Origin of the sequence: Mycobacterium sp. 852002-51961_SCH5331710, assembly GCF_001665535.1 — a bacterium.
Lineage (GTDB): Bacteria > Actinomycetota > Actinomycetes > Mycobacteriales > Mycobacteriaceae > Mycobacterium.
This window is the reverse complement of the sequence record NZ_LZSQ01000078.1, coordinates 14,747-33,795: the sequence shown is the minus strand read 5'-3', so window position 1 is coordinate 33,795 and position 19,049 is coordinate 14,747. Positions and strand designations below refer to the sequence as shown.

17 protein-coding genes are annotated in these 19,049 nt (G+C 67.6%); 7 read left to right on the top strand and 10 right to left on the bottom strand.

The window, feature by feature from the left end; all coding sequences use genetic code 11:
* The 4 genes from A5752_RS13520 to A5752_RS13505 form a co-directional block, all read left to right on the top strand.
* Positions 1–588: MMPL family transporter (locus A5752_RS13520; protein WP_156613833.1), on the top strand; the 588-nt coding region annotated here is incomplete at its 5' end.
* 61 nt (positions 589–649) lie between these two features.
* Complete coding sequence (locus A5752_RS13515) at positions 650–1,366, top strand: Crp/Fnr family transcriptional regulator (RefSeq protein ID WP_067086065.1); 717 nt, start codon at positions 650–652, stop codon at positions 1,364–1,366.
* A gap of 64 nt (positions 1,367–1,430) precedes the next feature.
* On the top strand, positions 1,431–1,613 hold the full coding sequence (locus A5752_RS13510; protein ID WP_067086055.1) for a hypothetical protein: 183 nt from the start codon (positions 1,431–1,433) through the stop codon (positions 1,611–1,613).
* 153 nt (positions 1,614–1,766) lie between these two features.
* A complete protein-coding gene (locus A5752_RS13505; protein ID WP_082963878.1) occupies positions 1,767–2,630 on the top strand; it encodes a SigB/SigF/SigG family RNA polymerase sigma factor in 864 nt (287 codons plus the stop codon).
* Positions 2,631–2,633: 3 nt separating this feature from the next.
* On the opposite strand, the gene A5752_RS13500 is transcribed toward A5752_RS13505, so the two are convergent.
* Positions 2,634–3,062, bottom strand: coding sequence for a Zn-ribbon domain-containing OB-fold protein (locus tag A5752_RS13500; RefSeq protein ID WP_067086052.1), 429 nt, complete (start codon positions 3,060–3,062; stop codon positions 2,634–2,636).
* 92 nt (positions 3,063–3,154) lie between these two features.
* Here A5752_RS13500 and A5752_RS13495 point away from each other — a divergent pair, with 92 nt between their 5' ends.
* Entirely contained in the window at positions 3,155–4,348 is a 1,194-nt protein-coding gene (locus A5752_RS13495; RefSeq protein WP_067086050.1) for a thiolase family protein, read from the top strand.
* Positions 4,349–4,350: 2 nt separating this feature from the next.
* Here A5752_RS13495 and A5752_RS13490 read toward each other — a convergent pair whose 3' ends face one another.
* The 3 genes from A5752_RS13490 to A5752_RS13480 form a co-directional block, all read right to left on the bottom strand.
* Complete coding sequence (locus A5752_RS13490; RefSeq protein WP_067086047.1) at positions 4,351–4,734, bottom strand: DUF4267 domain-containing protein; 384 nt, start codon at positions 4,732–4,734, stop codon at positions 4,351–4,353.
* Positions 4,735–4,909: 175 nt separating this feature from the next.
* Positions 4,910–5,338: a VOC family protein gene (locus tag A5752_RS13485; protein ID WP_067086043.1), complete on the bottom strand. Its 429-nt coding sequence runs from the start codon at positions 5,336–5,338 to the stop codon at positions 4,910–4,912.
* A gap of 27 nt (positions 5,339–5,365) precedes the next feature.
* Positions 5,366–6,223, bottom strand: a complete 858-nt coding sequence (locus tag A5752_RS13480) for an extracellular catalytic domain type 1 short-chain-length polyhydroxyalkanoate depolymerase (protein ID WP_082963877.1) — start codon at positions 6,221–6,223, stop codon at positions 5,366–5,368.
* A 226-nt stretch (positions 6,224–6,449) separates the two neighbouring features.
* Between A5752_RS13480 and A5752_RS13475 the strand changes: the two genes are divergently transcribed.
* Positions 6,450–6,995, top strand: a complete 546-nt coding sequence (locus tag A5752_RS13475) for a GAF domain-containing protein (protein ID WP_067086037.1) — start codon at positions 6,450–6,452, stop codon at positions 6,993–6,995.
* Here A5752_RS13475 and A5752_RS13470 read toward each other — a convergent pair whose 3' ends face one another.
* Positions 6,996–8,336, bottom strand: coding sequence for an APC family permease (locus A5752_RS13470; RefSeq protein ID WP_067086035.1), 1,341 nt, complete (start codon positions 8,334–8,336; stop codon positions 6,996–6,998). It lies immediately after the preceding gene.
* Between the two features lie 227 nt (positions 8,337–8,563).
* On the opposite strand from A5752_RS13470, the gene A5752_RS13465 reads away from it, so the two are divergent.
* Complete coding sequence (locus A5752_RS13465) at positions 8,564–10,000, top strand: glycoside hydrolase family 183 protein (RefSeq protein WP_067086032.1); 1,437 nt, start codon at positions 8,564–8,566, stop codon at positions 9,998–10,000.
* Positions 10,001–10,006: 6 nt separating this feature from the next.
* Here A5752_RS13465 and A5752_RS13460 read toward each other — a convergent pair whose 3' ends face one another.
* The 5 genes from A5752_RS13460 to A5752_RS13440 all read right to left on the bottom strand — a co-directional run bounded on the left by A5752_RS13460 (position 10,007) and on the right by A5752_RS13440 (position 18,588).
* Positions 10,007–10,327 carry an STAS domain-containing protein gene (locus A5752_RS13460; RefSeq protein WP_067086029.1) on the bottom strand — a complete coding sequence of 107 codons (321 nt, stop codon included), beginning with the start codon at positions 10,325–10,327 and terminating at the stop codon, positions 10,007–10,009.
* Complete coding sequence (locus A5752_RS13455) at positions 10,327–14,490, bottom strand: SpoIIE family protein phosphatase (protein ID WP_067086026.1); 4,164 nt, start codon at positions 14,488–14,490, stop codon at positions 10,327–10,329. Before A5752_RS13455 ends, A5752_RS13460 begins: the two co-directional genes overlap by 1 nt.
* Positions 14,487–14,837, bottom strand: a complete 351-nt coding sequence (locus tag A5752_RS13450; protein WP_067086022.1) for an STAS domain-containing protein — start codon at positions 14,835–14,837, stop codon at positions 14,487–14,489. Before A5752_RS13450 ends, A5752_RS13455 begins: the two co-directional genes overlap by 4 nt.
* Positions 14,838–14,940: 103 nt before the next feature.
* Positions 14,941–15,624, bottom strand: coding sequence for a PAS and ANTAR domain-containing protein (locus A5752_RS13445; RefSeq protein ID WP_082963875.1), 684 nt, complete (start codon positions 15,622–15,624; stop codon positions 14,941–14,943).
* A gap of 69 nt (positions 15,625–15,693) precedes the next feature.
* Positions 15,694–18,588 (bottom strand): MMPL/RND family transporter, encoded by a 2,895-nt coding sequence (locus A5752_RS13440; RefSeq protein ID WP_067086020.1) that lies wholly within the window; start codon positions 18,586–18,588, stop codon positions 15,694–15,696.
* Positions 18,589–19,049 lie beyond the last annotated feature (461 nt).

Below are 19,049 nucleotides of genomic sequence, written 5' to 3'. Positions count from 1 at the left end.
CTGACGATCGCGTTCCGCGCAGCGCTCGTCCCGGTGACCTCGATCCTGGGCTTTCTGCTCTCGGTGTTCGCAGCGCTCGGCGTGCAGGTCGCGGTGTTCCAATGGGGTTGGGGCGCCGACCTTCTCGGCATCACACCCGGCGAGACCATCAGCTTCCTTCCGATCATCGTGCTGGCCATCATCTTCGGCCTGTCCAGCGACTATCAGGTGTTCGTCGTCTCGCGCATGAAGGAGGAACTGAGCCGGACCGACGATGCGCTCGACGCCGTGCGCAACGGGGTCGGCCTCTCCGCCCGGGTGGTCACCTCCGCCGCACTGATCATGTTCGGGGTGTTCATCGCGTTCCTTGCCGGCGGCGACCCGATCATCAAATCCGTGGGACTCACCCTCGCCGTCGGAGTCTTCCTGGACGCCTTCGTCGTTCGGCTCACACTGATCCCGGCCATCATGAGCATCGTGGGCCGGCGGATGTGGGCACACTCGCGGTGGTTTGAAAAGTACGTGCCCGACGTCGACATCGAGGGCACCGCATTGGAGCCCGCCGAACCTCCCGAAATGGTTTCGAGCGGCACGACTTCGCGCGGTTAGCGTTTACCACTTCCCCAGCGGGGTAGCCCCGCGCTCAACAGGGTTGGGAGTGGGCATGCTGATGGCCGCCGGTGCCACGGCCGAGAAAGCCGTGGCGCATGACAGCGAAGCCGTACTGGCGCGCTCGGCGATCATCCGGGGACTGGAACCCGCCGACAGGGCGACGCTGATCCGCCGCTTCTCCTACGACCGTTACGCACCGGGCCAATGCATCTACCACGAAGGCCAACGGGATCGTCTCCTCTACGTCGTCATCGACGGAAAGGTCAAGATCGGGTGGCGATGCGCGGACTTTCCCGAGAAACTGCTCGGCGTCCTCGGCCCTTCGGAGATCTTCGGCGCCGAGTCCGTGTTCGACTCCGGGCCGCGCACCGGTTCGGCCACGGGCCTGACCCCCGTGCTCGTCGCCGTCATCGACCGTGACGCGTTGCACGCCTGCATCGACGACAGCCCACACATCACCGAGCAGTTGATGCGTCTCCTGGCGCGGAATCTGCGGCGTGCCGAAGACCTCATCACCGACCTGAATTTCACCGACGTGCCCGGCCGAATCGCCAAACAACTGCTTCACCTCGCCCAGCGTTTCGGTACCCGCCAAGATCGGCAGTTGCGCGTCGACCACGGCTTGACCCAGGCCGAGATAGCCCAACTGGTCGGCGCCTCAAGGGAATCGGTCAACAAGGCGTTGTCCGAGTTCGTCAACCGTGGCTGGATCACCGTCTACGGCAAAAGCCTGGTGATCCATCGGGCCGAACTGCTCGCTCACCGCGCCCGCTGACGCCGAGCAAACTTTTTCTCCGCGGCGGGAATCGTATCCGCCCCCGGTGGGTAATCCCAGAGGCATGGACCCCGACACATTGGTCGCGATGGCAGGTTTGACGGCGCTGGGCGCCGCGGTTTTCACGGGTGCGATCTGGGACAGCCCGCTGGTCACCGCACCGGCCCGGCTCACGAGGCAACGGCCCTACGGCAAGCACGCGATGCGCGTCAACACGCCGAGCAAGGCGCGCGAATTCGCCGGTTGACCACGCACGCGCCCGTCGACGGCTACGCTGGGTCGAGGACCCCGACGGGCAACGTTTCGACAAGCCACCCGAGGGGGTAAACCGCAACAACCACAGGTTCAGATCCGAGCCGTGCGATCCATACGGCAGGGTCGGGAGTTAGGAGCCTGTGTGGTGTCCGAGGCGAACTCTGAATACGCAGACGTGGCGGACATGTTCCGCCGCCTGAAGACGCTCGAGGAGGGGTCACTCCCCCATCGGCGCCAGCGCGAGGCGATCGTCGCCCGGACGCTGCCGCTCGCCGACCACGTAGCGCGCCGTTACCGCAACCGCGGTGAGCCGATCGATGACCTGGTGCAGGCCGCTCGCGTCGGACTGGTGAACGCCGTGAACCGCTTCGATCACGACAACGGTGCCGATTTCTTGTCGTTTGCGATTCCGACCATCATGGGCGAGGTACGCCGGCACTTCCGGGACTACGGCTGGGCGGTGAAGGTTCCGCGCCGGCTCAAGGACCTGCAGGGGCAGTTGGTCAAGGCCCGCGCGGAGTTGTCCCAGCAGATCGGCCGGGCGCCGACGCCGTCCGAGGTCGCCAAACACCTCGGCATCGAACGCGAGGCGGTGATGGAGGCGACCATCGCCAGCAGCAACTACTCCACGCTGTCGACCGACGTTCAGGCCTCCGCCGACGACGAGTTCCGCTCGGTGGGCGACACGCTCGGCGACATCGATCCGAACATCGACAAGGTGGTCGACCTCGAAACCGTGCGTCCGCTGATCGCGGCGCTGCCCGAGCGCGAGAAGACCGTGCTGATGCTGCGTTTCTTCGAGAGCATGACGCAGACCCAGATCGCCGAGCGCATGGGCTATTCGCAGATGCACGTGTCGCGGCTGCTCGCACAGGCACTGCGCCGGCTCCGTGAGCAGGTGCGCGAACCGGCTTCCGACGGTGTGGAGGTCGAGGCGGGCACTCGGCGCCGGCGCCGCCCGTCCGCCGTTACGCCCGCGACGACACCCCGCCTCAAACGTGGCGCCTGAGCCTCACCGCGGCACGAAGACCGGCACGTAGACCGTCTCGCCGTCGCGGTGCTGGCGTTCGAAACGAACCTCGACCGGAAGGCCGACGCGCACCGAATCGGGTTGACAGTCAACGATGTTGGCGGCGATCCGCAGCCCGGGTTGTTCGTCGAGCTCGACGATCGCGATGACGTACGGGAGCGGAACCGCCGGATTGAACGGTTGGTGGTTGACGGTGTAGGTGAACACGGTGCCGCGCCCCGACACCGGTCGCGGGGCGAGCTCTCCTCCGCAGTCGGGGCAGTCGGCGGCCGGCGGCGACACCCACCGCGGGCAACGCTCACAGCGCGCGATCAGCAGCCGGTTGTCCCGCCCACCGGTCCAGAACGCGCTGTTGTGCTCGTCGAGGCCGGGCAGCATTCTGGGCGCGGCGGGTGGCACGTCGTCGGACACGCCTTCAGAACGTACAGTCTCGAGCGGGAGTATCACAGGAACCCCGCCGCGCGACGGGCATTCGGGCGGCGACGAGACGAGGCGGTGGCCGATTGACCACGTTCGAGAAGGACGCGATCATCAGCGGGCTCGGCATCTCCCGCATCGGCCGACGCACCGGGATCCCCGGAATCGAACTGACGATGGAGGCGACGCGGGGCGCCGTCGCCGATGCCGGTCTCACCCCCGACGACATCGACGGCATCGTCACCTTCGGAGACACGCCGCTGACCGAAGTCGTTGCGGCACTGGGCGGCCCAGCGGTCGACCAGGGTTACGGTTTCCCCACCGGGGGTGTGCTCACGCCGGTGATGTCGGCGATGGTGGCGGTGTCCGAGCGACGAGCACGCCATGTGCTGGTGTATCGGACCGTGCAGATGCTCGGCGGGACGATGACGCAGGCACCGCCGACCGCTGGACCCAACCCGTTGGCGAATCCGCCGATCGAGCCCCGCGAACCGGGTGCCCGGCGCAGACTCGGACCGTTCGGCGACATCGACGAACTGCTGGCTGCGCACGCGTATTCGGCGGCGAACTGGCTGGCCATGCACTGCCGCCGGCACATGGAGCTGTACGGGACGACGAAGGAACAGCTCGGCTGGCTCGCGATCAACAGCAGGGCCAACGCCGCGCTCAATCCGCTTGCCGCCTACCGCGATCCGATGACCATGGCGGACTACCTGGCGGCGCGGCCGGTGTCCACACCATTCGGCCTGTTCGACTGCGATGTGCCGATCGACGGTTCGATCGCGTTCGTGATTTCGCACGCCGACTACGCGGCGGACTGCCCCCAGACTCCAGTTGCGGTGGAAGCCGTTGGCGGAGCATATGGTTCGGGCGGGTGGTTCCACCGCGACGACTTCCCGAAGATGGCGTCCACCGATGCGGCGGCTCAGATGTGGTCGCGCACCGACTTGACACCGTCGGACGTCGACATCGCCGAACTCTACGACGGTTTCACCTTTCTGACATTCGCGTGGCTCGAGGCGCTGGAGTTCTGCGGGGACGGCGACGCGGGGCCGTTCGTCGAAGGCGCGACGCGGATCGCGCTCGACGGCGAGTTGCCCCTCAACACCTACGGAGGCCAGCTGTCGGCGGGCCGGATGCACGGCTACTGGCTGTTGCACGAGGCGTGTCTGCAACTGCGCGGACAGGCCGGTGACCGGCAGGTGTCGCGTCGGCCTGAGGTGGCGGTCGCCGCGGCCGGCGGCGGGCCGATCGCCGGCTGTCTGCTGTTGACGCGCTGAGCTCAGTCCTCGCTGCGCTGTGGACGTCGCAGCGCGCCCCAGAGACCGACGCCGATGCCGATGACCGCACCCCCGAGTCCGATCACCCTCTGCGAGCGCTTCATCTCGTGGTGCACACCCATGCCGCCCAGCAGGTCGGCCGCGTCCGCACCGCCCGAGGCCAGGAACCACCCCCGGGTATCGCGACCGCGCACGGCGGAGGCCAGAAGCAGCCCCCCGATGAGTGCGTCGCGGTAGCCCATCGAGCGCAGCAGCAGCTGCGTCGTCGGCGTCGGCTCCTCGGGGTCACCCCAGAGCCGGTTGGCCCGGAGCGGATCGACCAGAAACGACACCCCGGATGCGAAGCGGACACTGCCCGCGAGGAGCGCGGCGCGGTCGACTGACATGGCCCGCAGCCTAGGCCGCGACGGTGCACGACGAGCTAGTTTTCCGGCATGCCCGATAACCCTCTGTACGAGGCGGGTTCCGCCGCGAGGATCCTGTCGATGGCGGCCACGAGGCAACACCTCGCTGGAGTTCAGCGATCTGCGCTCTCTCGTGGAGCGGTTGACCTCCTGACGGTCAGCCGGTGGTGAACAGCTCGAGCTGGATGTTGTCGGGGTCGCGGAACACCACGGTCGCAAACGGAAACGGCTCATCGGCCGCCCGCACACCGGAATGCTCGATGCCGAGTTCGTCGAGCCGTCGCGTCCATGCGTCCAGCTCGGCGCGCGACGCCACGTTCAGGGCCACGTGATCCAATCCCGTTCGGGCCTCGTCGAATCGGTTGCCGTCGTTGCCGGTGTTGGTGTGCAGGCCGATGACGACGCCGGAGCGCGGCTCGATCAGCAGTTCGCCGTATCCGGTGGCTTCGCGTTCGTAGTGGGGGAACTTCATCGGCACCCGATCGGCCGCGAGCAGGCGTTGATACCACGCCAGGCTGGCCTCGAGATCGGTCACGGTGATGGAGATGTGATGGATACCGGTGATACCGGGGGCGTCGTCGCTCATTTCCCTACCGTAGAACCGACCGGCGGGTCATCTGCCGTGGGTGGCGAAGAACTGACCGGTCGCCTGGGAGGCGTCGAACGGCGCGAAGAGACCTCCCGGCCACACGTGGCCGCCACCGTCGATCTGGACGAACTCCACCTCGGTCCCGGCCGCACAACCGGTGGCCACGAACCGATGGACGTTGCCCTGCACCTGCTCGGCCGGCGCCGGGCAGCCGTCGATGTCGCGCCAGCGTTGCGCCATCGCCGCGGCCGAGACGATGTCGCTCGCTCCGCCGCGCCCCAGCATCGGGCCACCGCCGAACGGCACCACGGGGTCGGACGTGCCGTGCACCGTGAGCACCGACACCGGCTGCGAGGGTGCGCACGAGAATCCGGAGGCCAGCGTGGCCGCGACGGGCGCCGCGGCGGCGAAGACGTCGGCGCGTTGACATGCCAGCCGCGACGCCATGAAGCCCCCCGCCGAGGTTCCGGTCACGAACACGCGACCCGGGTCCACGCCGTAGTCCTGGCGAAGGCGGTCGACGAGCGCGACCAGGAAGCCGACGTCGTCGACGCCCTGGCGGTCGGGCAGCGAGGCGCCCCGCCCGTCGGCCCAGCTCATGTCGATGCCGTCGGGATAGGCGACGACGAAGCCGTACTGATCGGCGATCGCGTTGTAGTTGGTGGCCCCGGCCTGCGCCTGCCCCGTCATCCCCGCGCCGTGCAGGTTCAGCACGAGCCCGGCGGGGTTGTTCGACCCCGGCGGTGCGTGCACCTGATAGGTGCGGTTCAACCCGCCGACCGTCAGTGCGCCCGCGGCGTCGCCTCCGGGAAACGCGGCGGCCCGTCCCGCGCCGAAGCCGACCACCATGCCCAGCACCGCCACCACGAGCGCCGACCGCATAAGCGCGGCCCTCACATGTGCCCGGCGCGTGCCTTGCGAACATGTCGACAGTTCCGCCATGTTCGTCCCCCCTTTCGAACTCCGAGTCACCGGCGCGAACGTAGACCACGGTCGTGCGCCGTGTTGGCCTTTTATCCCGCGCCGGCCGTTTTCATGCGTTTGGCCGTAACGGCCCCGGGTATGTCGTGTCGAACTTTCTGCGATACCTATCGACGATCGGACAGACTTGGTTACCTCACAGCTCACCGCGAACCCCGCGGTCGCACGCCTTCACCGGTGGCCCGCGACCGTTGCGAGGACGCTCACCGGAACGTTGCGGTTCATCGCGGACCGCGCCGCCGAGGAAGTCGGTGTCTCCATGGGCGGCGGCGTCACCCTGCTCACGACGACCGGGCGACGAATCACCTCGGTGGCCACCGACCCAATCGCCGACCAGCTCAACGGATTGTTCGACCGTCATCACGAAAACCCCGCAGCGACAGCGTGGTTCGGATGCACGGTGGTGGGAGCCATCGGCTCACCGGAGGCGGCAGAATGGCCGGCGTGGGTCGAGCAGGCGGCCGAGATCGGTGCCCGCAGCGTGCTGTTCGCACCGCTGCGGACGTCGGAGCGGCTGTTGGGCACGCTCATGGTGTACTCGCAGGACGCCGAGGCCTACCGCCGCTCGGACGCGGACATGCTGGACCGCTACGCGACCGACGCCGCGATCCTCATCGACGAAACACAAAGCGCGCAAACACAGTTCCTGCGTGGAGCCGTAGCTAAGCGCTGATCACGCGTCGACCTTGCGGGTGGCCACCCGGGCGACCAGATACAGCACGGCGCCCACCGCGACGAGTATCGCGGCGAACAGCCACACTTTCGCGGTCTGCTGGGTCAGCAGGAGCACACACGACGCGACGCCGAGCACCGGCACCGCCGTCCACACCCGGAAATGCGGGTGCTCGACGCTGTCGCGCCGGAGCACCAGCACCGCGATGTTGGTGGAGATGAACACGATCAACAGCAGCAGCACCACGGTCTCGGCGAGCGTCGACAGATCGCCGAGCATGCTGAGCACCATCGCCACCGCGGTTGTCGCGACGATGGCGGTCCACGGTGTGCGCCGCTTCGGCAGCACGCGGCCGAGCACGCTCGGCAGCAGGCCGTGCTCGGCCATACCGTAGGTGAGCCGGCTGGCCATGATCATCGTCAGCAGCGCGCCGTTGGCCACAGCGACGAGCGCGATCGCGCTGAACACCCAGTCGGGAACTCCGACGTCGGACGCGCCGACCACGTCGAGCAACGGTCCCGAGGACTTCGCCAGTTCGTCGGCGGGCAGCGCTATCGCGCTCGCGACTCCGACCAGGGCATAGAGCACGCCCGCGGTGATGAGGGCACCGAACAGCGCCGTCGGGTACACCTTGCTCGGATTGCGGATCTCCTCGGCGACGTTCGCGGAGGTCTCGAAGCCGACGAACGAGTAGTACGCGACGATCGCTCCGCTGAAGATCGCCAGCGCGGGCGTGGCGCCGTCGGGGAACTCGGTGACGCGGCCAAGGTCGCCGCGGCCGCCGCCCACCATCACCGACACCGCGATGACGACGATCAGAAGGCCGGTCAGCTCGATCACCGTCATCACGACGTTGCTCTTCACCGACTCGCTGATCCCGCGCGCGTTCAGGCACCCGATCAGGGCCAGGAACACGATGGCCGCCGGTACGGCCGGGACGTCGATGAAGGTCGCGAGGTAGTCGCCGGCGAAGGCGAGGGCGAGACCCGCCGCGCTGGTCACGCCGGCGGCGAGCATGCAGAAGCCCACCAGGAACGACACCAGCGGGCGGCGGAACGCACGCTCGGCGAACACCGCCGCGCCGCCCGCCTTGGGGTACTTGGTGACCAGTTCCGCGTAGGAACCGGCGGTGAGCAGCGCGAGCAGCAGCGCCAGCAGAAGCGGCGCCCACAACGCACCGCCGACGTCGCCCGCCAGCACGCCCATCAGCGCGTAGATCCCGGCACCGAGCACGTCGCCGAGGATGAACAGGTAGAGCAGCGGCCCGGTGATCCCGCGTTTGAGCTTGCCGTCCTCCGCTTCGTCGGGTTGGTCGGTCTGCGCCTTGGCCGGGGAGGTCATGCCGATTTCTCTACCCCGCCCGACCGGGAAACATTCCGCCTCCACACGCGACCTGTGAGTGAAAACGCTCGGTCAGCGAACGAGATCACGCACAAATCGCGGGTTGCGACACGGTCACGGATGGATACCTATCCGCGCACCAAGATCACAACCGTCACTTTGGCCACTAGCGTCACATCCGCCCATCGCTGACGTCGCTCCGGCGTCCGCATCCGGAAAGGTGTGACATGTCGCCGCTGCCGCGCATCGCCTCGCTGTCGGTGGCGTCCGCAACCGTGATCGGCCTGAGTGCCGTCCTCGGTGTCGTCCCCTTGGCGACCGCGGAACCCTGCACCGGCGCGGCCGCGGCCGCGCAACCGCCCGCGGCGCCGAACACCGAAGCGACGCCCGCATTGCCGGGCGGGCCGCCGGTCGGTCACCGGCCCCGCAACACCAACGAGGAAGCGCCGCTGCCGCAGCTGGGCCGGCTGCCCGTCGAGATCCTCAGATCGCTGACACCGCGTTCGGCGACCGTCGAGCAGCAGGCCGACGTCCGCCCGACACCCCCTCAACCACCCGCGGATCAACCTGAAGCGCAACAACTTCCCGCCGCTGCGGCCCCCGAACCGCCTCCTCCGCCCGCGCCGCCTGGAACGACGCTCGTCGGTTGGGTGACCGGTCCCGAGAGCCCGAACAACACCATCGGGCGGTTCGCCATCACCGGCACCGACCTCGGAATCATGTGGGACAACGGCGATCCCGGCAATCATCAGGTGCTGATGGCGTTCGGCGACACCTACGGCTATTGCAGCGTGCGCGGTAAGCAGTGGCGGTACAACACGCTGCTGCGCACCCAGGACGGTGCGCTGTCCAAGACGGTCGCGGTGCCCGACGCCATCCTCGCCAACCGCTACTCCGGTTCCCCGCTGTGGGCACCGGGGCTTTCCAAGCAGATCATCAACAGCACCAAGTGGGCACAGAACGAGACGGGCATCATCCCGACGGCGGGAATCTCCGCGGGCGGCAGCCAGTTCGTGAACTTCATGTCGATCAAGAGCTGGGACTCCGACGGCCGGTGGACCACGAACTTCTCGGCGATCGCGGTCTCGCCCGACAACGGCGAGCGCTGGGGTGTGTACCCCGGCACCGTGCGCGCCGCCCGTGAAGGAGACGTCCCCGGCGCCCGCTATGTGCGCGGCAACGAGAACTTCCAGCAGGCCGCGTTCCTCAAGCCGGGTCCTGGTGACCCCTACCTGTACATGTTCGGAACGCCGGCAGGCCGCGGCGGTGCGGCGTACATCGCACGCATCCCACAGGGCGCGGTGCCAGACCTCAATCGCTACGAGTACTGGAATGTCGACCAGAACGCCTGGGTGCCACGGGATCCGGGCGCGGCTACCGTGGTGATACCCGGCCCGGTGGGCGAGATGTCGGCCCAGTACAACACCTACCTCAAGCAGTACCTGGTGCTCTACGGCAACGGCGCCAACGATGTGGTGGCCCGCACGGCGCCCGCACCCCAGGGACCGTGGGGTCCCGAGCAGGTGCTGGTGCGGTCGTGGGACGTTCCCGGCGGCATCTACGCGCCGTTCCTGCACCCGTGGTCGACGGGCAAAGAGCTGTACTTCAACCTGTCGCTGTGGTCGGCCTACAACGTCATGCTGATGCGCACTGTGCTTCCGTGACGGGCGTCAGTCCGCTTCTGCTGCAGCAACTTCGACCACCGATGTCAACCCGCTGATCGTCAGCACCGACATCAGTATCGGATTGGCGACGATCCTGCGGATCTGTGCGGCGTGGTCGAACAGCGCATTGATCGCCGCGCTGTCGAGGTACTCGACGGCGGCCAGGTCGACCGCCAACCGCCCCGCTTCTTGACCGTGCCTGCTCAGCGCGGCGGCGATGGCGTTGCTAAACGCCTCGACGTTGCTCAGATCGAGTTCGCCGGTGACGCTCAGCACCACCGTGCCGTCGCCGCGCCGATCGGTGCGCACTTCGACAGGTGTGGGCATCAGGCGATCCTCGCGTGCATGTCGATCGTCGTACCCGCATCGCCCGTCTCGATCGAGACGTCCTGCATCAGTGCCCGCATCAAGGCGATCCCCCGGCCGCGGTGTGAGGCCGGATCGGCGTGTGGGACCTTCCACACCCCGGTGTCGGCGATGGTCAGGTGGAGCCGGTCGGCCAGCACGGTCGCGCACAGCCGAACGGTGCCGCCGGGGCGGTCACGGTGGCCGTGTTCGATGGCGTTGGCGAGCGCCTCCCCCGCTGCGATCAGGACGTCGAGCGTCTGATGCGGGTCCACCCCCGCACGGACCAGCCAGCTGCGCAGCGCGCTGCGTGTGCCGGCCAGTTCGCCGGGGTCGGCGCTGAACTCGATCTCCAGCGGCGCCGGTTGGCGGTACAGCATGAGCGCGACGTCGTCTTGATATCCGTAGTTGGGTGTCAGCCGGGCCATGATCTCGTCGGCCAGGTCGTCGAGCGGTGTGGCGGAATGGCTTTCGAGCACACCGGCGGCCCTGCGGATGCCCCTGTCCAGGGACTCGCGCCGACGCTCGACCAGGCCGTCGGTGTAGAGCAACAACGTCGCACGGGGCGGCATCACCTGACGGCCCTCCGGACGGATGTGGTCGAACGACAACCCCAGCGGGGTGACCGACGCATCGTCGAGCAGTCGGGTCGAGCCGTCGGGCAGCACCATGACCGGCGGCGGGTGACCGGCGCTGGAGTACAACAGCTCACCGGTGTCCGGGTTGAGCACCGCACAGAAGGCCGTTGTGCACCGCGCGCCGGGCAGGCGGGCGGCGAACCGATCCAGCGCGGTCAGCGCCGCCGCCGGGCCCGGGTGTTCGAGCAGCAGCGCGCGACAGGCGCTTCGCAGCTGACCCATCACCGTCGCCGCCGTCAGGCCGTGGCCCACGCAATCGCCGACGACCAGCGCGATGCGGCCGTCGTCGAGGTCGACGACGTCGTACCAGTCACCGCCGACCTGCAGCGGGCGCGTGGCCGGCTGGTAGCGCACGGCGAACCCGCTCGACACGGTCGGGCCGAGGATCGCATGTTGAAGCGCCAGTGCGGTTTCGCGCTGCTGGTCGAGTTGATGGACACGCTGCAGGCCTTGGCCCAGCCGACCGGCCAACACCGCCAGCAGCGTCTGGTCCTCTGGCGTGAACGGGCGGCGCTCCGGCAGCTCGAGGTAGACGACGAGCACCCCTCGTGGATGCTGCAGGGCGATGCGTGCGGACCCCGTTTCGGGCGAATCGGCCACGAGTGAATCGGCGAAACGCAGAGAGGTGACCGCACGCTTCGTGGCCGCAGGCAGGTCGCGCCAGTGCGCAGGCTCGCCTGAACAGACCAGGGCCGTCGGTTCGAGCGCCGTCTCCGCGTCCTCGACCGGAAAGGTGACGGCCAGTACACGGTGCGCCCGCCAAACACCGCGCAGGACGTCGGCGGCCGCGCGTACCGCGTCGTCGAGCGTATCCGCCTGAGCGAGTTGCTGATTGAGTGCCGCCAGGGCGGCCTCCCGCTGCACCGTGTAGTGCTCGGCGGTGACGTCGCGGAAGGTGCCGACCATCACGGGCCTGCCGGTGTCGATCTCCTCGATCTGGTTGTAGGTGAGCGTCACCCAGAGCCGGTGCCCGTCGCGGTGGGTGACCGGAACCGTATGCCTGCCATGGGGTTCGCTCAGAATCCGCGCCAACAGCTGGTCGGCCTGGCGGTACGCTTCGGGATCCGACTCCGATGTCGGCCACCACGGCTGCACCGGTTCATACGGCAGCCCCTCGACGCCGAACCCCAATATGTCGGTGAACGCGGCGTTGATCTCGATCACCGCGCCGCGGTCGTCGGCGACGAAGAACGCTTCCTGCAGAGAGTCGATCAGCGCGGTGCGCCAACGTGCGTGGTGATTGCGCAGCCGCGCCAGTTTGACGTTCGCGCGGACGCGGGCGAGCAGTTCCGCCGCGGCGAACGGCTTGACGAGATAGTCGTCAGCGCCGGCCTGTAGGCCCTCGATGGCGGCTTCCTGCCCGGCGCGCGCCGACAGCAGCAGCACCGGTATCGCCGCGGTGCGGGGGTCCGACCGCAGCGCGGCGACGAGCGCAAGCCCGTCGAGTTGCGGCATCATGACGTCGCTGATCACCAAGTCCGGCAGGTCCGTGCGTGCCGCATCCAACGCCAGTTGTCCGTCGGTGACCGCATCGACGAGATAGCCGTCGTTGCGCAGCATCCGGGCGACGTAGTCGCGCATGTCGGCGTTGTCGTCGGCGATCAGAACGCGCGGCGTAGTGCCCGGAAATGTCGACGTCGCCGCGCCCGGTACCGCCGACGGCGCGCCGCGCGCCGGCACGTCGCCGCGACCGGGCAGCCATCGCAGCGCCTCCTCGAGGTACGGCTCGGCACCGCCGGCCGCGGTCCGCTCGTCGGTCGCCGGGGCGATGGCGTCGGCAGGCAGGTGCGCGGCGCCGAAGGGCAGGCGAATCGTGAAGGTGGTGCCGGCGCCCTCGGTGCTCGCGGCGGTGATGTGCCCGCCGTGGAGTTCGATCAACTCCTTGACCAGTGCAAGTCCGATACCGCTGCCTTCGTTGGACCGCGCCCGGACGTTCTCGATGCGGTGGAACCTCTCGAACAACCGCGGCGTCTCCGCGGCCGGCACCCCGACGCCGGTGTCGGAGACGGTCACCACGGCTTCGGCGCCGTCGCGGGCGACTCCGACCGAAATACCGCCGGTGAACGTGAATTTCAGCGCGTTCGACAGCAGGTTGAAGATGACCTTCTCCCACATGTCGCGGTCGAGGTAGACGCTCTCGTCGAGAGAGGCACAGTCGACGGTGAACGTGAGGCCGGCGCGCTCGATGGCCGACCGGAAGACGCTGGCGAGTTCTGCGGTCACCGCGCCCAGGTCGACGGGGGCGAAGTTGGCCTGCATGCGGCCCGCCTCGATGCGCGAGAAGTCGAGCAGCGTGTTGACCAACTTCGCCAGGCGTAATCCGTTGCGCCACACGATGTCCAGTTCCTCGCGGGCCCGGTCGTCGAGGTTCTGGCTGCGGGTGCGCAGCTCGGCGACCGGATCGAGGATCAACGTCAACGGGGTGCGGAACTCGTGGCTGATGTTGGAGAAGAACGTCGTCTTGGCGCGGTCCAGCTCGGCGAGCTCCTCCGCGCGCTGCTGCTGTGCCTGATAGTTGCGCGCGCTGCCGATGCCCGCGGCGATGTGCCCGGCCACCAGCGTCACGAAGCCGCGGTAGGTGTCGTCCAAGGGTCGGTACCGATTGAGCGCGGCGACCAGGAATCCGATCGGAGAACCGCCCTGCTGCTGCAGCGGAACGACGAGGGCACGGGTAGGTGGCGCACGCCACTGCCCGGTCGGTAGGTCCGCATGCCGGTCGGCGTCGAGGGCCACGACCGTCGTCTCACCGCGCGCGGGTTGTTCCAGCGGCCAGCCGCCGTCGTCGCCTGCGCCCACGCGTGACGGCGCGATCGCGTGCCCGGCCGCGATTCCCGTCGCCCCGGCCAGGCGCGCACCGCCGTCGTCGTCGAACAGATAGGTCAGCGTGAACGGGAGGTCGCGCAGGTTGTGGCCGAGTTGGCGTTCGGCGAACCCCATGATCTCTTCCTCGGTGCGCACCACGCTGGGGTCCGATCCGAGGTCGCGCAGCGTCGCCATCTGACGCTCGCTGATCACCTGTTGGGTGTCCTCGCTGACCACGCACAGCATGCCGACGACCTCTCCGTCGTCGTCACGAAGAGGACTGTAGGAGAAGGTGTGGTACGTCTCCTCCTGATATCCGGAGCGTTCGAGGAACAGCAGCAGCGCCGCATCCCACGTGGCCTGTCCGGTGGAGAGCACGCGATCGATGCGCGGCCCGATGTCGGGCCAGATCTCGGCCCACACCTCGCGAGCCGGGCGGCCCAGCGCCCAGGGATACTTGCGGCCCAACGTGTCCCGCCGGTAGGCGGCGTTGCAGAAGAACGTCAGATCGGGTCCCCACGCCATCCACATCGGGAAGCGCGACGACAGCAGGATGCTCACCGCGGTGCGCAGGCTCTGCGGCCAGCCCTCGGGTGGTCCCAGCGGCGTTTCGGCCCACCGGACGCCAGCGAGATCGGGCCCGACCTCGCCGTCCGCGTCGAACACCTTGGTCAGCCGATCCGCCGGCCCGTCCGGGCTGCTCATCCGTCGACCGCGTCAGCCACGGTCCCGTAGGGCCGCAGGACCTTGTCGAGCTTGGTGATCTCGATGGGCCGCACCACCTCGGGGTTGGCGGCCACCACCCGCACCGAAACCCCTGCGGCCGATCCTTTCTCGTAGCACTCGAGCAGAGCGTTCAACCCCGCGCTGCCGAAGTAGCTGACCCGGGACAATTCGACGATCAGCACCTTCGCGGAATGTTCGCCGGCGGCCTCCACGGCGCGGTCGAGGCGCGGTTGCAGCGACCCGACAGTGTTCGAGTCGATCTCCCCCGTCACCGACACCACCACCGCGCCGGCGCGCACGTCTTGGGTCACCTCCAGCGGCGCCACGTCATGCACCCGTCAGGAACCCGCGCATCTGAATCGACATGGGGTGGTGATACCCCGGCTGGGTCGACTTCAGTTACGACTCGCACGCACGGCCCTCGCTCGCCTACTCGTCGCGGTCGGCGGCGACGCGGGTGTGCGCGGTGAGCAACAGATGATCGAACTGCCTGCGCAGATCGTCACGCTGCGGATCGATCGTGTTCAACTCGGCGACGATCTGGGACGCGAGCGCGCGCAGTTTGGTGTTGGTGTGCTGGGAGCGCCACATCAGCAACTCGAACGCCGCCTCGGCGTCGATCCGGTAGACGAGCATCAGCGCGCCCTTGGCCTGCTCGATCGCGGCACGGGCCTCGAACAGCTCCGGCAGCGAGTCGCTCAACGCCTGGCGGCGGGTCTGGGCGAACGTGTCGGTCAGGTCGATGTAGTAGCCCTCGGTGCCGACGAGGGCGCCGGTGTCGTCGAGCATCCGGTCGCCGAGCACGATGACGGTGTGCACCTTGCCCGCCGTGTCGATGAACCGGTGCCGACTCGAGAACGAGCCTCCCAGGTGTAGGGCATGGTCCAGTAGGTCCTGCACATGCTGACGGTCGTCGGGATGCTTGTGCGACAGCAGCAGCTCGGTCGTCGGGACCACGGTGCCGGGTTCGTACCCGTGCATCCGGGCGACCTCGTCGGACCATTCCCAGCGCTGCCCCACGAACCAGAATCGGAAGGTTCCGACGTTGCGGTCCGCGATCGCCCAGGCCGAGGCCGACGGCAGTGGGCTGTCCGCCAGGTCCGGGTTCCCCATCTACCCATCATCGCACCGCAGACGTCGGTTGGAGTCCGTTCTAGAAGCTCGGCACCGGCCGGTCGCGCCTCATTCGGCGGGGTCGGTCGAGGCGGCCGCCCGCTCGGGGAACACCGCGGCCATCCTGCGCCTCGACGCGGGCGTGGGCACCCGCTGCGGCCACCAGAACCACCGGCCGAGCAGTGCCGCGATGGACGGTGTCATGAACGCCCGTACGACGAGGGTGTCGAACAACAGGCCCAACGCGATCGTGCTGCCGACCTGGGCGATGCTGCGCAGATCGCCGACCACGAACGAGGCCATCGTCGCGGCGAACACCAGGCCCGCCGACGTGACCACCTTGCCCGAACCGGCCATCGCCCGGATGATCGCGACCTTGAAACCGTGGTGCAGTTCCTCTTTGAACCGAGACACGAGTAGCAGGTTGTAGTCCGAGCCGACGGCCAACAGCAGGATCACCGACATCACCAGCACGATCCAGTGCAGGCGGATGCCCAGCAGGTGCTGCCACACCAGCACGGACAAGCCGAACGACGTGCCCAGCGACAGCAGCACCGTTCCGACGATAACCGCCGCCGCCACCACGGCCCGGGTGATGATCAGCATGATGATGAAAATCAAAGCCGCTGCGGACATTCCGGCGATCAGGAGGTCGTAGTTGGACCCGTCGCGCATGTCTTTGTAGGTCGCGGCGGTCCCGCCGAGGTAGATCGTGGAGCCCTCCAGCGGAGTGCCCTTGATGGCCTCCTTGGCCGCGAGCTTGATCGCGTCGATGTGGTCGATGCCCTCCGGGGTGGCCGGGTCACCCTCGTGCTCGATGATGAAGCGCACCGACTTGCCATCGGGTGAGATGAAGTTGTCCATGCCGCGCTGAAAGTCTTTGTTGTCGAACGCCTCTGGCGGCAGGTAGAACGAGTCGTCGTTCATCGACTCGTCGAACGCGTCCCCCATCGCGTGCGAGTTCTCCTGCATTGCGGCCATCTGATCCTGCAACCCCTTCTGCGAGGAGTGCATGGTCAGCATCATGGTCTTCATCGTCTTCATGGTCTCGATCTGCTGAGGCAGCAGCAGGATCAATTGCGGCATCAGGCTGTCGAGGTGTTCGAGATCCGGTACCAGGTGCTGGATGTCATCGGTCAGCGTGTCGATCCCGTCGAGGGTGTCGAAGATCGAGCGCAGCGACCAGCAGACCGGGATGTTGAAGCAGTGCGGTTCCCAGTAGAAGTAACTCCGGACGGGACGGAAGAAGTCATCGAAATCGGAGATGTGGTCCCGGATTTCGGCGATGTCGACCGTCATGTTCTTGGTCTTCTGGACCATGCTGTGGGTGGTGTCGGCCATCTGCTGCATCAGGCTGGCCATCTTTTCCATCTGGTCGATGGTCGTCTGCATCTCGTCGGCCTGGACCAGCATGTCGGCCATCCGGTCCTGCTGGTACTTCTGGTTCAGCTGGTTCGTGGTGCCCTGCATGCTGAGCAGGAACGGAATCGTCGTGTGCTCGATCGGCTTACCCTGCGGCCGGGTGATGGTCTGCACCCGCGCGATGCCCGGTGCATGGAAGATGCCCTTGGCGATCTTGTCGATCACCAAAAAGTCGGCCGAGTTGCGCAGATCGTGGTCGCTTTCGACCATCAGCAGTTCGGGGTTCATCCGGGCGGCGTCGAAATGCCGGTCGGCGACGTCGTATCCGATGTTCGCCGGGGTGTCGGCCGGGAGGAAGTGGCGCCCGTCGTAGTCGACCTTGTATCCGTTGAGCGCCAGGAGGCCCACCAGCGAAAGGGCGCACGTGGCCACGAGAACGGGTCCGGGCCACCGCACCACGACGACACCCACCCGCCGCCAACCGCGGGAGTTGATGGGGCGCTTCGGCTCGAACAGTCCGAAGCGGCTGCCGACAACGGTGACCGCGGGCCCCAGCGTCAGTGCGGCGATCACGGCGACGAGAATGCCCACCGCGCAGGGCACCGCCATGGTCTGGAACCACGGCAAGCGGGTGAACTTCAAGCACAGCAGCGCACCGGCAATGGTGAGCCCCGAGCCCAGCACCACGTGGGCGGTGCCGTGGAACATCGTGTAGTACGCGGTTTCCTTGTCCTCACCGAGTTGCCGCGCCTCTTGGTACCGCCCGATGAGAAAGATCGCGTAGTCGGTGCCCGCCGCGATCGCGATCAGGGTGAGCAGACTGGTGGCGAAGGTCGATAGCCCGATGAACCCGGTGTTGCCAAGAAACGCGACGATGCCGCGAGAGGCGCCGAGCTCGACGAACACCATCAACAGGATCAGCACCATCGTGGCGATCGAGCGGTAGACGAACAGCAGCATCACCGCGATGACTATCAGCGTGGCGATGGTCGCCTTCGCGGCCCCCTTGTCACCGGCAACGCGCTGGTCGGCATTCAGCGCAGCTCCACCGGTCACGTAGGCCTTGACGCCCTGCGGCGCGGGCGTTTCCGCGATGATGTCGCGCACCGCCTGGATCGACTCGTTGGCGATCGTCTCGCCGATGTTGCCGCGCAGATAGATCTGGACGTATGCGGACTTGCCGTCGGCGCTCTGCGCCCCGGCCGCGGTCAGCGGATCGCTCCAGAAGTCGGCGACGTGCTCGATGTGGTCGGGGTCGGCGCGGAATCGCTTGATCAGTTCGTCGTAGTAATGGTGCGCGTCGGCGCCCAGCGGCTTGTCACCCTCCAGGATCACCATCGCGTTGCTGTCGGAGTCGAACTCCTTGAAGTTCGCGCCGACGCGCTGCATCGCGATGAAGGCCGGAGCGTCATGGGCGTTCATCGAGACGGTGTTCGCCTCGCCGACCTTCTCCAGCGACGGGACGAACACGTTCGTCACCGCGGTCAGCACGATCCAACCGATGATGATCGGCACCGAGAGCACCCGAATCGCGTGTGCAATGCGCGACCGCCCGGCGACCGGCGCGTCGGGCGCGGTGCGTCCTGGTTGGATGCTGGTCATGCCATGACCCCTCGGTGGCGTGGATCGCCGGCCGACCGGGCCAGACGACCCCGTTACCGTGCGTGTCGTATATCTAGCCGGTCGAACTATCTGCTGTCAATCGTTGACCGGGCCCGCAGTCGGGCGTCTGAGCGATGCGACAGTCACCTGGCACGAGGTGGCGGACTTCGTGCCCGACGGCCCCAAAGCCGACCCCGGCACTCGTCTCTTTGCCCGACGCCGGTACGCGCGTGACCGAGTTGGGTGCCGGCTAAATCGTTACCTTTGGCTGCTCGGTGGTGACCGCAAGCGACTGTCGTTGTCGCAGCAACGTTTGAAGGCACGCCTCCGCAGATGCATCTGAGCCGCGTGGCGCAGGTCACTCTCACGCAGAGGACGTAGCCCCCGATAATCGGTGACTCTCGGGTAAATTTCGGTCAGTTCGCAACTTGATCTTGCAAGCACCAGGCTCCAGCTGCGAT

Coding starts and splice junctions, on each gene's coding strand:
- A5752_RS13515 (WP_067086065.1), top strand. CDS start 650: ATGGCCGCCGGTGCCACGGCCGAGAAAGCCGTGGCGCATGACAGCGAA.
- A5752_RS13510 (WP_067086055.1), top strand. CDS start 1,431: ATGGACCCCGACACATTGGTCGCGATGGCAGGTTTGACGGCGCTGGGC.
- A5752_RS13490 (WP_067086047.1), bottom strand. CDS start 4,734: ATGTCAGTCGACCGCGCCGCGCTCCTCGCGGGCAGTGTCCGCTTCGCA.
- A5752_RS13485 (WP_067086043.1), bottom strand. CDS start 5,338: ATGAGCGACGACGCCCCCGGTATCACCGGTATCCATCACATCTCCATC.
- A5752_RS13480 (WP_082963877.1), bottom strand. CDS start 6,223: ATGCGGTCGGCGCTCGTGGTGGCGGTGCTGGGCATGGTGGTCGGCTTC.
- A5752_RS13470 (WP_067086035.1), bottom strand. CDS start 8,336: ATGACCTCCCCGGCCAAGGCGCAGACCGACCAACCCGACGAAGCGGAG.
- A5752_RS13465 (WP_067086032.1), top strand. CDS start 8,564: ATGTCGCCGCTGCCGCGCATCGCCTCGCTGTCGGTGGCGTCCGCAACC.
- A5752_RS13460 (WP_067086029.1), bottom strand. CDS start 10,327: ATGCCCACACCTGTCGAAGTGCGCACCGATCGGCGCGGCGACGGCACG.
- A5752_RS13455 (WP_067086026.1), bottom strand. CDS start 14,490: ATGAGCAGCCCGGACGGGCCGGCGGATCGGCTGACCAAGGTGTTCGAC.
- A5752_RS13445 (WP_082963875.1), bottom strand. CDS start 15,624: ATGGGGAACCCGGACCTGGCGGACAGCCCACTGCCGTCGGCCTCGGCC.
- A5752_RS13440 (WP_067086020.1), bottom strand. CDS start 18,588: ATGACCAGCATCCAACCAGGACGCACCGCGCCCGACGCGCCGGTCGCC.